The 15,359-nt window shown below is 67.8% G+C and carries 11 protein-coding genes; 7 read left to right on the forward strand and 4 right to left on the reverse strand.

The genetic code is table 11. The features are described from left to right. The first annotated feature begins 79 nt into the window (after positions 1–79). Positions 80–2,929, forward strand: coding sequence for a preprotein translocase subunit SecA (gene secA / locus BVE01S_RS10420; protein WP_066627223.1), 2,850 nt, complete (start codon positions 80–82; stop codon positions 2,927–2,929). 83 nt (positions 2,930–3,012) lie between these two features. Then, a complete protein-coding gene (locus BVE01S_RS10425) occupies positions 3,013–4,173 on the forward strand; it encodes an aminotransferase class V-fold PLP-dependent enzyme (protein WP_066627225.1) in 1,161 nt (386 codons plus the stop codon). On the opposite strand, the gene BVE01S_RS10430 is transcribed toward BVE01S_RS10425, so the two are convergent. Then, the gene (locus BVE01S_RS10430; RefSeq protein ID WP_066627227.1) at positions 4,174–5,070 is read right to left on the reverse strand and encodes a hypothetical protein; all 897 of its coding nucleotides are present in this window, start codon (positions 5,068–5,070) and stop codon (positions 4,174–4,176) included. It lies immediately after the preceding gene. Between the two features lie 449 nt (positions 5,071–5,519). Here BVE01S_RS10430 and BVE01S_RS10435 point away from each other — a divergent pair, with 449 nt between their 5' ends. Together BVE01S_RS10435 and BVE01S_RS10440 are read left to right on the forward strand one after the other, a co-directional pair. Then, positions 5,520–10,376, forward strand: a complete 4,857-nt coding sequence (locus BVE01S_RS10435) for an NAD-glutamate dehydrogenase (RefSeq protein ID WP_066627229.1) — start codon at positions 5,520–5,522, stop codon at positions 10,374–10,376. 73 nt (positions 10,377–10,449) lie between these two features. Beyond that, positions 10,450–10,917: a universal stress protein gene (locus BVE01S_RS10440; RefSeq protein ID WP_055809688.1), complete on the forward strand. Its 468-nt coding sequence runs from the start codon at positions 10,450–10,452 to the stop codon at positions 10,915–10,917. Here BVE01S_RS10440 and BVE01S_RS10445 read toward each other — a convergent pair. Next, a complete protein-coding gene (locus tag BVE01S_RS10445) occupies positions 10,914–11,381 on the reverse strand; it encodes a MarR family winged helix-turn-helix transcriptional regulator (RefSeq protein ID WP_066627232.1) in 468 nt (155 codons plus the stop codon). The genes BVE01S_RS10440 and BVE01S_RS10445 overlap by 4 nt on opposite strands. A 126-nt stretch (positions 11,382–11,507) precedes the next feature. Between BVE01S_RS10445 and BVE01S_RS10450 the strand changes: the two genes are divergently transcribed. Beyond that, positions 11,508–11,927: an organic hydroperoxide resistance protein gene (locus BVE01S_RS10450; RefSeq protein WP_370667558.1), complete on the forward strand. Its 420-nt coding sequence runs from the start codon at positions 11,508–11,510 to the stop codon at positions 11,925–11,927. On the opposite strand, the gene BVE01S_RS10455 is transcribed toward BVE01S_RS10450, so the two are convergent. Together BVE01S_RS10455 and timA are read right to left on the reverse strand one after the other, a co-directional pair. Then, entirely contained in the window at positions 11,924–13,048 is a 1,125-nt protein-coding gene (locus tag BVE01S_RS10455; protein WP_066627236.1) for an MltA domain-containing protein, read from the reverse strand. The genes BVE01S_RS10450 and BVE01S_RS10455 overlap by 4 nt on opposite strands. Further along, positions 13,048–13,686, reverse strand: coding sequence for a TIM44-related membrane protein TimA (gene timA, locus BVE01S_RS10460; RefSeq protein WP_066627246.1), 639 nt, complete (start codon positions 13,684–13,686; stop codon positions 13,048–13,050). The genes BVE01S_RS10455 and timA overlap by 1 nt, the downstream gene beginning before the upstream one ends. A gap of 198 nt (positions 13,687–13,884) precedes the next feature. On the opposite strand from timA, the gene secB reads away from it, so the two are divergent. After that, positions 13,885–14,397, forward strand: a complete 513-nt coding sequence (secB, locus tag BVE01S_RS10465) for a protein-export chaperone SecB (protein ID WP_017505358.1) — start codon at positions 13,885–13,887, stop codon at positions 14,395–14,397. Positions 14,398–14,406: 9 nt separating this feature from the next. Then, a complete protein-coding gene (locus tag BVE01S_RS10470) occupies positions 14,407–15,357 on the forward strand; it encodes a DMT family transporter (protein ID WP_066627248.1) in 951 nt (316 codons plus the stop codon). Positions 15,358–15,359: the final 2 nt, after the last annotated feature.

The following is a 15,359-nucleotide window of genomic DNA, read 5'->3' on the forward strand; positions in this document are numbered from 1 at the left end:
ACGGCGTCCGTATCGCCGCCCCTCACGGGATTTCAGAGCCGCTCAGCTCGCAGACGCTCGACCGCTTACCGGATCCAATATGCTCGGCTTCGCCAAGAAACTTTTCGGCTCTTCCAACGACCGCAAGGTCAAGGCCTTCCAGGACCACGCCCAGCGCATCAATGCGCTGGAGCCCAAGTTCGCCGCCCTGTCCGACGACGAACTGCGGATGATGACCGACGCCTTCCGCGATCGGCTGGCGAACGGCGAGACCCTGGACAAGATCCTGCCCGAAGCCTTTGCGGTCGTGCGCGAAGCCTCCAAGCGCGTGCTGGGCCAGCGTCAGTACGACGTTCAGCTGGCCGGCGGCATGATCCTGCATGAAGGCGGCATCGCCGAAATGCGGACCGGCGAAGGCAAGACCCTGGTCGCCGTGGCGCCGGTCTATCTGAACGCTCTGCCCGGCAAGGGCGTGCACGTCATCACCGTCAACGACTACCTGGCCCGCCGCGACGCCGAGACGATGGGCAAGGTCTATCGCTTCCTCGGTCTTGAGGTCGGCGTCATCGTCAACGGCCTCAGCCAGGGTCAGCGCCAGCAGGCCTACAACGCCGACGTCACCTACGGTGCCAACAACGAGTTCGGCTTCGACTATCTGCGCGACAACCTGGTCTATGACCGGCGCGAGATGGTGCAGCGTCCGCACAACTTCGCCATCGTCGACGAGGTCGACTCCATCCTGATCGACGAGGCGCGCACGCCTCTGATCATCTCGGGCCCGACCGAGGACCGTTCGGATCTCTACAAGATCCTCGACGGCCTGATCAAAGACCTGATCAAGGACAAGGACACCTTCGAGCTCGATGAGAAGCAGAAGCAGGTCCTGCTGACCGAGCTGGGCTCCGAGCGGATGGAAGAGGCCCTGGAGGCCGGCGGTCACTTCGCAGCCGACACCACCGGCCTGTACGACGCCGCCAACATCAGCCTGGTTCACCACGCCAACCAGGCCCTGCGGGCCAACACCCTGTATCAGCGCGACAAGGACTATATCATCAAGGGCGGCGAGATCGTCCTGATCGACGAGTTCACCGGCCGCATGATGACCGGCCGCCGCCTGTCCGAAGGCCTGCACCAGGCCATCGAGGCCAAGGAAGACGTCAAGATCCAGCCCGAGAACCAGACCCTGGCCTCGGTGACGATCCAGAACTACTTCCGCCTGTACGAAAAGCTGTCGGGCATGACCGGCACGGCTGCGACCGAGGCCCAGGAATTCGGCGACATCTACAAGATGGACGTGCTGGAAGTGCCGACCAACCGGCCGATCCAGCGCAAGGACTACGACGACGAGGTCTATCGGACCCACGCCGAGAAGAACCAGGCCATCGCGCGCCAGATCGCCGAATGCCACCTCGCCGGTCAGCCGATCCTGGTCGGCACCGTATCGATCGAGCGTTCGGAACAGCTGTCGGACCTGCTGAGCCGCTTCGAATACAAGGTCGAGACCTCGCGCACGCTGAAGCCGGAATATGCGGGTAAGGCCAAGGAAGCCGAGAAGATCGGCGACGCCGCCTATGACATCACCTATGAGACCAAGCTGCGCGGCATTCCGCACAGCGTCCTGAACGCGCGCCAGCACGAACAGGAAGCCTATATCGTCGCCGACGCCGGCCTGCCGGGCGTGGTGACCATCGCCACCAATATGGCGGGCCGCGGCACCGACATTCAGCTCGGGGGCAACCTTGAGATGAAGATGCAGAAGTGGCTGCTGGAACAACGCAACATGGCCGTCGAGGTCACGCCGGAAATGGAAACGGCCAAGGAGGCCGAGTTCAAGGCCGAGATCGCTGTCCAGAAGAAGATCGCGCTGGAGGCGGGCGGCCTGTTCGTCCTGGGCACCGAGCGCCACGAGAGCCGCCGCATCGACAACCAGCTGCGCGGCCGCACCGGCCGTCAGGGCGACCCCGGCACCTCGAAATTCTACCTGTCCTGCGAGGACGACCTGCTGCGCATCTTCGCCGGCGACCGTCTCGACTCGATCATGAAGACCTTCGGCGTGGCGGAGGGCGAGGCCATCACCCACCCCTGGCTGAACCGCGCCATCGAGACCGCCCAGAAGCGCGTCGAGACCCGCAACTACGACATCCGCAAGAACCTGCTGAAATACGACGACGTCGTGAACGACCAGCGCAAGGCCGTGTTCGAACAGCGTCAGGAGTTCATGGACTCCGAGGATCTGTCCGAACTGGTCGGCGACTTCCGCCGCGACGTCGTGTCGGACCTGGTCGAACGCTATATGCCGCCCAAGGCCTATGCCGAGCAGTGGGACATCGACGGCCTGGACGAAAAGGTCCGCTCGACCCTGGGGCTTGAACTGCCGCTGCACGACTGGGCCGCAGAGGAAGGCGTGTCGAACGAGGAGATCGAGGAGCGGCTGCTGGCCGCCGCCGACGCCCGCGCCGCCGAACGCCTGGAACAGATCGGCGCCGACCAGACGCGCGGTCTGGAAAAACAGTTCATGCTGCAGATGATCGACATGCAGTGGCGCGAGCACCTGGTCCACCTGGACCACCTGCGCGGCGTCATCGGCCTGCGCGGCTATGGCCAGCGCGACCCGCTGAACGAATACAAGACCGAAGCCTTCTCGCTGTTCGAGAACCTGCTCTACGACCTGCGCCACAACGTCACGCGCTGGCTGATGACGGTCGAGTTCCGCTTCCAGGCCCCGCCCGAACTGCCCGAGTTCCAGGAAATCCACCTGAACCCCGGCACCGGCGAGAACGAGATGGCCAATCCGTCGGCGCAGAACCCCGAAGGCACGTTGATCGGCGACGACCGCTCCAAACTGCCGATCGAGGCCCTGCCGCCCGGCTGGGAAATGACCGGCCGCAACTCCCCCTGCCCCTGCGGCTCGGGCCGCAAGTTCAAACACTGTCACGGGGCTCTCGTTTAAGAGGCGCGCTACCCGCAGCGCTATCGCTCGCCGCGCGGCGGCTCGCTGCTTGAGCGCTGGGTGAGATGTCCTAAAGAAGAGGGATGACCTACAAGTCCCTCTTCTCCCGCGCCCTGTCAGCGGCGCCCGGTCGGCTGCATTTCGCCGCGCACAGCCATCACCTGTGGCCCGACGCCAGTTTCGAGGCGCAGCAGCAGACCTGGCTCGACGCCAACTTGCATGCCGACCACAAGTGGGATCTCGTCTTCGGTCAGGTGATCCCCGAGGCCCAGGCCCATGTCGCGGCCGAGCTGGCACTGCCCTCGCCCGACAGCATCGTCTTTTCGTCCAACACCCACGACTTCCTGCTGCGTCTGTTTTCGGGCGTGGAGACCAAGCCGGTCCGCATTCTGGCGACCGACGGCGAATTTCACTCCTTCCGTCGTCAGGCCGAACGGTGGGAAGAAGTCGGGGCGGCGGTGATCACGCGCGTTCCGCTCGCGCCCTTCGACACCTTCGCCGATCGCTTCATCGCCGAGGCGTCCAGGGGCGGTTACGACTGGATCGTGGTCAGCCAGGTGTTCTTCCGCACCGGGGGGCTGTTCGACCGGATCGAGGAGCTTGCCGCCCTGGCGAGACCCGAAGGGCCTTGGGTGCTGATCGACGGCTATCACGGCTTCATGGCGACCCCGACCGACCTGTCGGCGGTGGCGGACCGGGTCTTCTATGTCTCCGGCGGCTACAAATACGCCATGTCGGGCGAGGGCGTCTGCTTCCTGCACGCCCCACCCGGCTTCTGCCCGCGTCCTGTCGTCACCGGCTGGTTCGCGGAGTTCGGCGACCTGTCGGGGCCTCCCGGCGGCGTTCAGTATCGCAGCGACGGTGGTCGCTTCTGGGGCGCGACCTTCGACTGCACGCCGCTATATCGCTTCAACGCCGTGCGCCGAACGCTGGATCAGCAGGGGCTCGACACCGCCGCTATCGCCGCCCATGCGCGCGATCTGGCGACCACGTTCCAGCAGGCCGTTCAGGCTGGACAGGCCGGGGTCTTGTCGCAAGCCGAAATCCTCAATCCGGTTGAGGGCGACGCGCCGCGCGCCCGTTTCCTCGCCCTGCGTCATCCCGACGCCCAGGCCAGGTGCGCCGGTCTGCGGGCGGCCAACATCGTCACCGACGTGCGCGACGACGTGATCCGCTTCGGCTTCGGCCTGTATCAGGACGCCGAGGACGTCGATCGCCTGATCGCGGCTTGCCGATCCCTCTGATCAGTAGAAGGTCGTGTCGTCCTGCTTGCTGGGCGCCGGGGCCGTGCGCGGCGGCGTCGTCGGACGGTTTGATGCGGGCGGGGTCGCCGGGCGGGCTTCAGGCGAGGGCGGCGTCGGCGTGGTCCCGCCCGTCGGCGCATTGACCGGAGGGATCGCCGGCAGGTCCGGATAGGGCATGGCCGAGGGGCGGGCGTCCTGCGCCGGCGCCGCTTCATCGGGCGCGATCGGTGCCGCATTGGACTGGCCCAACCGGTCGGGCGCGCCGACATCGTCGCGGATGAAGGCCCAGGCCTGTCGGTCCGAGCAGCCGCAGGCCTTCAGGAAGCCCTGCTTGTCCCGCCACAGGATCAGCGGATAGCTGATGTCGACGCCGGACTCCTTGAGCAGCTGGCTCAGCCGTTCGTTGAAGCGGCGGCCGGCCTCGACCACGGCGGTGCGCGCCAGATTGCCGTCCGCCTGCGGCACGCCGGCGGCGGTCCAGCTGTTCGACGGCGTCGCCATCCAGCGTTGATACAGCGGCCAGTCGCGCGTCAGCCACAGCTCGGCGACCGTCGCCCGCTCCGCCGCCGTCGATTGCGCCGCGCCTTCCAAATCGGGACGAGCGAACAGGATGTAGCGCGTCTCGATCCCCGCCGCCTTCAGCTTGGGCGCCTCGTCGCGCGCGTAACGCAGGGCCGAGGCGCTGTCGCGATAGGTGACGATATACAGGGCCTGTCCCCCGCTGCCGTCCGACACCCAGGACGCCTCGTCCAGCAGTTGTTGCACTTCGGCCTGATTGCGGCTGATCGTGACCGGCTGGAACCGCGAATAGAAGTTCCAATAGGCCCAGTATCCGGCGCCGGCTAGCAGCAGGCCGACCACGGCCGCCACGATCGAACCCATCAAAAAGCGACGCATGTAATCGGGTCCTCCAGCTTCACCGTTGACCCCTCCTAACGCATAGCATCGGAATCCGTTGTCCCCCGCATCCGCCGACGTATTCGTAGCCGCTCGGAGGCGCCAAAATGTCGCGAAAGATTCCGCCCGATGCGCTCTTGAACGGCGCAGGGGGCTTCCCATTTTCGATCTCGACGCTGCGGGACACTCCCCCTCCGAACCGCAGCGAAGCGAAGCCGGCGCCCTCCCCTCCCCTCCAGGCGCCGCTCGCGCAGGCCGCCGGACTCCCCCAGTCCGGCGGCTTTCTGCTTTGTGGCGCTGCACAATAATTCCAACCTGATCACTGATCATTACAATGAACGGTCGCCGGGGGCTTCCCGAGCGACCGGACCTGGCCTAGTCAGCGGGGGTGGCGCCCCGTCGCGCCGCATCCCTTGCGGCCCTGCCGCGTCGTTCGAGACTGCTCGTCCATGACCGCCCACGATCTGCGCCAACCCGTTCAGCCGATCACCAAGGCCGCGCTGGAGGCGGCCTTCGCCAAGATCGTGGGGACCGGGCCCGGCGCAGTCGAACAGACCTATCTGACCCAGGCGCACGAAGACTATTCCGCCGATGAGACGCCTGAGCTGAGCGGCGAGGATCTGGCCGCCCTGCTTGCCGCCTCCTGGGCCGCCGCCAAGGCCTATCCGACCGACGCGGCCGCTCCCGCCATCACCGTCGGCCCGCTGCACGGCGCGTCGGACAAGGTGCTGGATTACGATCTGGTGCGCATCGTCCAGTCCGACGCGCCCTTCCTGGTCGATAGCGTCATGGGCGCCCTGGCCGAGGCCGCCGTGTCCGTGCGCGCCCTGTTCCACCCGGTGGTCGAACTGGACGGCCGCCGCCTGTCGATCATCATGCTGGTCATCGACAGCGTGCCGCAGGAGCGCCGTGACGCCCTGGGCGAAGGCCTGGCCCAGAGCCTGTCGGACGTTCACGCCGCCGTCGCCGATCATGACGCCATGACGTCCCTGATGCGCCAGGCCGTGCAGCGACTGGAAGAGACCCCGCCCCCGGTCGATCCCGCCGTCCTGGCCGAGAACATCGCCTTCCTGAAATGGCTGAAGAGCGACCATTTCGTCTTCCTGGGCGCGCGCGACTACGACTATCCGCTAAACGCCGACGGCGACTATGAGGCCGAGGCGCCGCTGGGACTGTCCACCGACGGCCTGGGCATTCTGGCAGATCCCGAGCGCACCGTGCTGCGCCGCGCCTCCGAACCCGCCGTCCTGACGCGCCAGATGCGCCGCCAGCTGGATCTCAGCGAACCGGTGACGGTGGCCAAGGCCAACGCCCGCTCGCGCGTCCACCGTCGCGCCTACATGGACTATGTCGGGGTCAAGCGTTACGGCCCGGACGGCAAGGCGACGGGCGAGACCCGTTTCGTCGGCCTGTTCACGTCGGAAGCCTACGACCAGCTGGCGACCGAGGTGCCGCTGCTGCGTCGCAAGGTGGCCAACGCCCTGGCCCGCGCCGACAAGGCGCCCGGCAGCCACAATGAAAAACGCCTCAAGAACATCCTTGAGAATTATCCGCGCGACGAGCTGTTCCAGGTCAGCGAGGACGAGCTGCTGTCCATCGCCCTGGGCATCCTTCACCTCTACGACCGGCCGCGCATCCGCCTGTTCTCGCGCCAGGATCCGTTCGACCGGTTCGTCTCGGTCCTGTGCTTCATCCCGCGCGAGAAGTTCGATTCCGCCGTGCGCGAACGCATCGGCCAGATCGTCGCTCGCGCCTGGGGCGGCCGCATCTCGGCCTGGTACCCGCAGCTGTCCGATGCGCCCCTGGTGCGCATCCACTACATCATCGGCGTGGAGCCCGGCGCCCACCCGATCCCGGATGCCGCCCAGCTGGAGGCCGACGTCGCCGAGGCCGGTCGCGGCTGGGTCGATCGTTTCGAAGGCGCCCTGCGTCGCTCGGGCGTCGAGGAAGTCGCCGTCGGGCCGCTGAGCGCCCAATGGGCCCGCGCCTTCGGCGCCGCCTATCGCGATCGCTATGACGCCGATGAGGCCGCGACCGACCTGCAATACGTAAACCGGCTGAACGAGACCGGTCTGCCCGGCGAGGGCAAGGCCGTCGCCGTGCGCGCCTTCCGCACGCCGGACGACAGCCGCCTGCAGTTCCGCTTCAAACTCTATCGTCGCGGCCCCGCCGTTCCCCTGTCCGACGTCCTGCCGATCCTGGCCGACATGGGCCTGAAGACGCTGGAGGAATATGGCTATCCGATCCGTCCGATGGGCGAGGAGGAGATCCACGTCCACGAGTTCCTGATGGAGGATCCGCGCGGCGAGGCGCTGGTCTTCGACGATGTGAAGGGCCCGTTCGAGGACGCCTTCGCCGCCGTCTGGACCGGACGCAACGAAAGCGACGGCTTCAACCGCCTGGTGATCGAACTGGGCGTGGAATGGCGCGACGCCGCCCTGATCCGCACCCTGGCCCACTATCGCCAGCAGACGGGCCTGGACCCTTCCCAGACGGTGCAGGAAGAGGCCCTGCGCGAATATCCCGACGTGGCGCGCGCCCTGCTGTCGCTGTTCAAGGCCAAGTTCGCGCCTGAAGGGGGCTCGGCCGACGACCGCGCGCCGGCCGTCGCCGAGCTTGACGCCAAGATCGTCACCCTGCTGCAGGACGTGAAGAGCCTCGATCACGACCGGGCACTGCGCCGAATCGCCGCCCTGATCGGCGCGATCAAGCGCACCAACTATTTCCAGCTGGACGCCGACGGTCAGCCCAAGCCGCACATCTCGATCAAGATCGCCTCGCGCGAGCTGGACGACCTGCCCCTGCCCAAACCCTATCGCGAAATCTTCGTCTGGGCGCCGCATGTCGAGGGCGTGCACCTGCGCTTTGGTCCCGTCGCGCGTGGTGGTCTGCGCTGGTCGGACCGTCGCGACGACTTCCGCACCGAGGTCCTGGGCCTGGTCAAGGCGCAGCAGGTGAAGAACGCGGTCATCGTGCCGGTCGGCTCCAAGGGCGGCTTCTATCCCAAGCAACTGCCCCGCACGACGGACCGCGAGGCCATCCAGGGCGAGGCCATCCGCGCCTATCGCACCTTCCTGTCCGGCCTTCTGGATATTACCGACAATATCGCCGCCGACGGTTCGGTGACCCATCCGGCCAATGTCATCGCCTGGGAAGGCGACGACCCCTATCTGGTCGTGGCCGCCGACAAGGGCACGGCGACCTTCTCCGACATCGCCAACGGAGTCTCGGCCGCCTACGGCTTCTGGCTGGGCGACGCCTTCGCCTCCGGCGGCTCCATCGGCTATGACCACAAGGCTATGGGCATCACCGCGCGTGGCGCGTGGGAGGCGGTCAAGCGCCACTTCCGCGAGATGGGCAAGGACATCCAGACCCAGCCCTTCACCATGGTCGGCGTCGGAGACATGTCCGGCGACGTCTTCGGCAATGGCGTCCTCCTGTCCAAGGCGACGCGTCTGGTCGCCGCCTTCGATCACCGCGACATCTTCATTGATCCGAACCCGGATCATGTGGCCAGCTGGACCGAACGCAAGCGTCTGTTCGACCTGCCGCGCTCGTCCTGGCAGGACTACGACAAGGCGCTGATCTCGGAGGGCGGCGGCGTCTTCTCGCGCTCGGCCAAGTCGATCCAGCTGACGCCGCAGATCAAGGCGGCCCTGGACATCGCCGAGGACGAGCTGGACCCGGTCAGCCTGATCCGCGCCATCCTGAAGGCGCCGGTCGAACTGCTCTATCTGGGCGGCATCGGCACCTATGTGAAATCGGCGGCCGAAACCGACGCCCAGGTCGGGGACAAGGGCACCGACGCCCTTCGCATCAACGCCGACGAACTGCGGGTCAAGGTGGTGGGCGAGGGCGCAAACCTCGGCTTCACCCAGGCGGGGCGCATCGCCTTCGGTCAGGCCGGCGGCCGCATCAACACCGACGCCATCGACAACTCCGCCGGGGTCGACACCTCCGACCACGAGGTCAACATCAAGATCCTGGTCGGCTCGGCCGTGACCAACGGCGTCCTGCCGGCCGAGGAGCGCACGCCGCTTCTGGCCTCAATGACCGACGAGGTCGGCCTCAAGGTGCTGGCCCACAACTACGACCAGACCTTGGCCCTGACCCTGCAACAGGCCGAAGGCGTCGGCGCCCTGGACGCCCAGCAGCGGTTCATGCAGAGCCTGTCGGCGCGCGGAAAGCTGGACCGCAAGGTCGAGGGCCTGCCCAACGACGCCCGCGTCAAGGAGCTGATGACGGCGGGCATTCCGCTGGCCCGGCCGGAGCTGGCCGTCCTGATGGCCTACGCCAAGCTGGAGCTGTCGGACGATATCGTCGCCTCGCAGGCGCCCGAGGATCCCTTCTTCGAACAGATCCTGGTCCGCTACTTCCCCGAGGCCCTGGCCCGGTTCGAACCGGAGATGAAGAGCCACCGTCTGCGGCGCGAGATCATCGCCACCGTCATGGCCAACGAAGTCGTCAACATGTGCGGCCCGACCTTCCCCGACCGCCTGCGCGGTTCGGCCGAATGCGACACCACCGCCCTGATCATCGCCTTCGAGGCCGCGCGCCGCGTCTTCCGCCTGGACGAGGCTTGGGACGCCGTGTCGGCCCTGGACCTCAAGATTTCGGCCGAGGCGCAGATCGCCCTCTATCAGGAGATCGCCGTCGTCCTGCGTCGTCAGACCTTCTGGCTGGCCCGCCGCGCCAAGGGCGGTCTGTCGGTTCAGGCCCTGATCGACCGCTATCGTCCGATCGCCGACGCCTTGCAGGCCGAGGGCGCGCCGGTCCTGTCGCGCTTCGAACAGGGGCGCCTGGATGCGCGCGTCAAACGCTTCGCCGACCACGGCGCGCCTGAGGATCTGACCCGCAGCATCGCCATCATGCGCCCCCTCGTCGCCGCCTCCGACATCGGGGACCTGGCGCAGGAAGCGAACTGGCCGGTCGCAGCCATGGCGCGCCTGTATCACCAGGTCGGGGCGGCCTTCGACTTCGACCGTCTGCGCGCCGCCGCCGGCTCCATTCCGTCTGCGGATCATTTCGATCGTCTCGCCGTCCGTCGTCTGATCGAGGATCTGATGAACGAGCAGGCGGCCCTGACCCGCGCCGTCGCCCGCGCCTCTGATCCGTCGGTCGGCGTCAGCGAGGACGCGGCCGAGGCCGCCGTGGACGCCTGGATCGGCTCCAAACAGGCGACGGTCGAGGGCGTGCGCGCCTCGGTGGACGAGATCGAACAGTCCGGCTCGGGCTGGACCTTCGCCAAACTGACGATCGCCAACGCGACGATCCGCGATCTGGCGACGGCGGCCGTGAATGGCTGAGCAGCGGGTCTTCGCTTGACGAAGCCGTCGTCGCACGGCCTCTTCAGCCGCTGATCAGGCTGGGGAGGCCGCAATGCCGAGAAAGTTCCTCGTCGTCGTCGACGACAGTCCGGAGTTCGAGGCCGCCCTGCGGTTCGCCTCGCGCCGGGCGAAATCGACGGGCGGGCGCGTGGTCATGCTGCGCGTCCTGCCGACCGACAGCGACGCCCACTGGTCGGGCGTGCGCGAGGAAATCGAACGCCAGCAGCGCCAGGAGGCGGAAATCCTGCTCAACCGCCTGGGCGAGGAGGCGCAGACCCGCTCCGGCGCCGCGCCGGTCTTCCTGATTGAAAAGGGCGACGCCCAGGCCGCGATCAAGAAGGTCGTCGCCGCCGACCCTGAGATCAAGATCCTGGTGCTGGCCGCCGGAACCAGCTCGCGCGGCCCCGGCCCGCTGGTCTCGGCCATCATCAAACAGGGCGCGCAGATCGGCGGCCGCAAACTGCCCGTCACCATCGTCCCCGGCGAACTGACCGAAGACGAGATCGAAGACCTGGCCTAGCCCTCGGCCGGCGGCTGGGCCGCCCGCAGCTTGTCGCGCAGCGCCCCCAGGCCTTGGCGCAGGTCGGTCAGGGCTTCGGGCGTGATCTCGGTGGCGTCCAATACCGATTGCGGCAGGCAGGCGGCCTCGACAGCCAACGCCCGTCCTGCGTCGGTCAGGCTGACGCGCACCACCCGCTCATCCGCCTTGTCGCGGGCGCGCGTCACCAGCCCGGCCGCCTCCAGTCGTTTGATCAGCGGGGTCAGGGTGTTGGATTCCAGAAACAGCTGCTCGCCCAGCCGGCCGACCGTCTGTTCGTCCTCACGCCAGAGCAGGGCCATGGCCAGGAACTGCGGATAAGTCAGGCCCATCCGGTCCAGCAGCGGCTTGTAGAACCGGTTGAACGCCAGGTTCGCCGAGTAGGCGGCGAAACACAGCATGTCATCGACGGCCATGGCGGCGGGCGAGGGGGCGGGTGAGGTCATAGGCAAATAATAATCGCACGCGATACAATCGCAAGCTTGACGCCTCCTAACCCGGGGCACTAAATCACGTCACGCGATTAAATCGCGCACGATATTTACGACCTTCCGGAGCTGATCCCCATGTCCATCAACACCCTTTACCGCACCACCGCCGTCGCCACGGGCGGCCGCGACGGCCGCGCCGCCACCACCGACGGCGCCCTGGATGTCGCCCTGGGCACGCCCAAGGAGCTGGGCGGCGCCGGCGTCGGCAACAACCCCGAACAGCTGTTCGCGGCCGGCTATGCGGCGTGCTTCCTCGGCGCCATGAAGTTCGTCGCGTCTCAGGGCGGTTACGCCAAGGTGCCTGCCGATGCCACCGTCAACGCCACGGTCGGCATCGGTCCGCGCAGCGACAAGGGCTTCGGCCTTGAGGTGGCGCTTGAGGTCAGCCTGCCGGGCGTCGATCGCGCCGAGGCCGAAGCCCTGGTCGCGGAGGCGGATACGGTCTGCCCCTATTCTCACGCCACGCGGGGCAATATCGCGGTGACCCTGACCGTCGCCTAACTCCTCGGGACCAGGCGCCACATCCGCAAGGGGTGGCGCACGGTCCCGGCCTCGGCCCCCGCGCGGTCGCCGCGCCCCATATAGAGGTCGGCGCGCACCGGTCCGCGAATGGCCGATCCCGTGTCCAGCGCCATGGCCAGACCGCGATAGCTGGCTGTGGCGCCGCGCAGATTGCCCCCGTCGGCCTCCAGCCAGACCAGTTCGCCATAGCGCCAGTGCGCCGGATCGACCGCAATGGCCCGCCGCTCGGTCAGGGGCACGCCCGCCGCCCCCGCCGGGTGGCCGTCATCGTCCGGGTCCAGCCGGAAGAAGATGTAGCGTGGGTTCAGCGCCATGACCGCCTGCGCCTCATAGCCCCGGTGGCTGGCCAGCCAGTCCCGGATCGCGTCGCCAGAGGTGCCGTTCTGCGGCAACAATCCCTGCTGCGCCATCGGTCGGGCGATGCCCACGAAAGGCTTGCCGTTGTCGGCGGCATAGGCGGCGCGGCCGCGCGTGCCGTCCTCGAACGTCAGATAGCCCGACCCCTGGATCTGCAGAAAGAACAGGTCCTCGGCCCGCATCCAGGCCAAGGCCTGCTCGGGCCGTGCGGCGGATTCGATATAAGCCCGGTCGCCGGCCGCGCGTGGATTGGCGGGCTTGGGCAGGACGGGGGCCGAAAACTCGGCGTCCGGCCGTCGCCGCGCGGGATATTCGGGGGCGAAATAGGAGGTTAGCAGCCCCGGTCGCCCATCTGACGTCTGGGCCGGGATCGCGCTGAAGCTGGCCTCGAAGAAGGCGCGCGCCTGCGACGGCGTGATCGTCATCGTCGTCGCCATGGCCTTGGCGCGTCCGCAGACCCGGCGGGCGGCCTCGTCACGCGCCGCGCCGCACCCGTCAACATAGGCCCGGAAGGCGGCCAGATGGTCCTCCTGGCTCCAGCCCGGCAGCACGGCGGGGCTCAGGGCGTCGGACGGCGCGGGAAGCGGGATCGGATTGGGCGATGGCGTATAGGGGATCGGCCCTGTCTGCGGCCCTGTCGTCCCCGTCGCGCCCGTCGGCGTCATCGGCCCGGTCGAACAGGCCGCGACAGCCAGGGCGGCCGTCAGCGTCGCCAGCGCGCCCGATCGGCCGCGAACCGCCATCAGGCGTTGGCCGGCTCGACGCGCGCCAGGACCCAGTTCGGGTCCGCCGCGCCCAAGGTGCGTTCGAACGTCCAGTGTTCGGCCGTGCGGCGTTCCTCGACCAGCGGCTCGCCCGTCGTCGCGTCCGCCGTTTCGCCAGAAGCCTTGGTCACCCGGCTGCGCAGTTCGGCCAGGAACCGCACCTTGGCCACGGCCTTGTCGCCCTCGGCGACCGCGCCTTCCAGATCGGCCCGGGGCGGATACAGGAACTCGACGGTCTCGGTCTCGCCGCGCGTCTCGCGCGCCGCGATGCCGGCCTCGAACGAGGCGAAGACGTTCGGCTTCAGCAACGGCTTCAGCGCGGCCCGGTCGCCGGCGGCGTAGCCGCGCACGATGGTCTCATAGGCCTGACGCGCGCCGTCCAGGAAACGGGCCGGGTCGAACGCAGGATCGCGCGCCTTCAGGCTGGCGATGGAGGCCAGGGTCGCCGGGTCGATCGCCGCGACCTTGGGCGTTTCGGCCTGGGCCGGGCCGGGCGGCGCGATCTTGGCGTCTTCCTGCGGCTGACGGCCCACCCGCTTGCCCAGCACATTGTAGAGCTGGAACAGCACAAAGGCTGCGATGAAGGCGAAGACGACGACCTGGAACTGAACCGGCATGTTCAAGAGGAGATTCCTGTAGCGAACGACGGGTGCGCCAAACACTGAGTCTGGCGTGATTACGGGCTCATATAGGGTGAGGCAAGGCGAAGCGCGCCCCCAATCGCGCGCGCGACGTTGCGGCCAAGCGTCCCGGCATGGTAGTCGCGGCGCCTCATTCCGGCCTCATCGGCCCCAAACTGCGCCAAAGACCGTTTCATGACCGACGCCGCTCCTCCCGCCGAACAGCCCCAGCAAGGCGACGCCCAACAGGGCCAGCCCGCCGGTCCCGGCTTCCGCATCCTGGCGCAATACGTCCGCGACTTCTCGTTCGAGAACCCGCGCGCCCCGGAATCCCTGCGCATCGACGGCAAGCCCGCGATCGACCTGGGCGTCGAAATGGCCGCCCAGGGCCGCCCCGACGGCCTGTTCGAACTGGACCTGAAGCTGTCGATCAAGGCGACGCACGAGAACCAACCCGTCTTCCACGTCGAACTGGTCTATGGCGGCCTATTCCAGCTGGCCAACGTTCAGGAGCAGGACATCGAGCCTCTGCTGCTGATCGAATGCCCGCGCTATCTGTTCCCGTTCGCGCGCGAGATCATCTCGGGCGCCACGGCCGACGGCGGCTTCTATCCCCCGTTCCAGCTGGACCCCATCGACTTCGCCGCCATCTACATCGCGCGCCAGCAGCAGATCGCCCAGCAGCCGGTCGAAACCGGCCAGGCCTAAGCGCGCGACATGGTCGCCGCCGCGCGGCCTTCGCCTGATCCATCGAAAGCCGCGGGCGAGGACGTCGTCCGCGGCATTCTTCTGCGCATCGCCGCCGCGGGCTGTTTTTCGATCATGACGGCGACGTTGAAGCTGGCGTCGCAGGACGGTGTCGCGGCGCCGGAAATGCTATTCTACCGCGCCTTCTTCGGCCTGCCGGTGGTGCTGGCCTGGGTGCTGACCCAGCCGGGCGGGCTGTCGGCCCTGTCGACGCGCCGCCCCCTGGCCCATCTGGGACGCAGCGCTCTGGGCGTCGCGGCCATTCTGTGCCTGTTCCAGACGCTGACGCTGCTGCCTCTCGCCGACGCGACGACCCTCAGTTTCACCGCTCCGATCTTCGCCACCATCCTGTCCTTCTTCGTGCTGAAGGAGGCGGTCGGCCCGCGCCGCTGGGCCGCCGTCGCCGTCGGCTTCATCGGCGTGATCGTCGTCATGCGGCCGGGCGTCGGCCATTCGGTCCTGCCGCTGGCGGGCGTGGCCTTCGCCCTGATCGGAGCGGTGCTGACGGCCGGCGTCACCATCACCCTGCGCCAGCTGCGCGACACCGAACACGTCGCCGCCATCGTCTTCTGGTTCTTCGTCGCCTGTTCGGTCGTGGGGGCGATCCTGCTGCCCTTCGTCGGCCATTGGCACGCGCTCGGCACCCTCGGCCTGTTGATCGGATCGGGCATCGCCGGCGGCCTGGCCCAGCTGTTCATGACCGCCTCGCTGCAAAAGGCCCCGGTCGCCGTGGTCGCGCCCTTCGACTATCTCCAGATCGTCGGCGCCATCGTCTTCGGCTGGTGGCTGATGTCCACGACGCCCACCCTCACCACCCTGGCCGGCGCCGCCCTGATCGCCAGCAGCGGCCTCTACACCGCCTGGCGCGAACATATCCGCCGCAAGGCCAGCCTCATCCAGCCGACCGCGCCGCTGGTTTAGGG

Source organism: Brevundimonas vesicularis NBRC 12165, assembly GCF_001592205.1.
Classification (GTDB): Bacteria; Pseudomonadota; Alphaproteobacteria; order Caulobacterales; family Caulobacteraceae; genus Brevundimonas; species Brevundimonas vesicularis.

Excerpts from the sequence above, each read along its gene's own strand:
- secA (WP_066627223.1), top strand. The coding sequence starts at position 80 with ATGCTCGGCTTCGCCAAGAAACTTTTCGGCTCTTCCAACGACCGCAAG.
- BVE01S_RS10425 (WP_066627225.1), top strand. The coding sequence starts at position 3,013 with ATGACCTACAAGTCCCTCTTCTCCCGCGCCCTGTCAGCGGCGCCCGGT.
- BVE01S_RS10430 (WP_066627227.1), bottom strand. The coding sequence starts at position 5,070 with ATGCGTCGCTTTTTGATGGGTTCGATCGTGGCGGCCGTGGTCGGCCTG.
- BVE01S_RS10435 (WP_066627229.1), top strand. The coding sequence starts at position 5,520 with ATGACCGCCCACGATCTGCGCCAACCCGTTCAGCCGATCACCAAGGCC.
- BVE01S_RS10440 (WP_055809688.1), top strand. The coding sequence starts at position 10,450 with ATGCCGAGAAAGTTCCTCGTCGTCGTCGACGACAGTCCGGAGTTCGAG.
- BVE01S_RS10445 (WP_066627232.1), bottom strand. The coding sequence starts at position 11,381 with ATGACCTCACCCGCCCCCTCGCCCGCCGCCATGGCCGTCGATGACATG.
- BVE01S_RS10455 (WP_066627236.1), bottom strand. The coding sequence starts at position 13,048 with ATGGCGGTTCGCGGCCGATCGGGCGCGCTGGCGACGCTGACGGCCGCC.
- timA (WP_066627246.1), bottom strand. The coding sequence starts at position 13,686 with ATGCCGGTTCAGTTCCAGGTCGTCGTCTTCGCCTTCATCGCAGCCTTT.
- secB (WP_017505358.1), top strand. The coding sequence starts at position 13,885 with ATGACCGACGCCGCTCCTCCCGCCGAACAGCCCCAGCAAGGCGACGCC.
- BVE01S_RS10470 (WP_066627248.1), top strand. The coding sequence starts at position 14,407 with ATGGTCGCCGCCGCGCGGCCTTCGCCTGATCCATCGAAAGCCGCGGGC.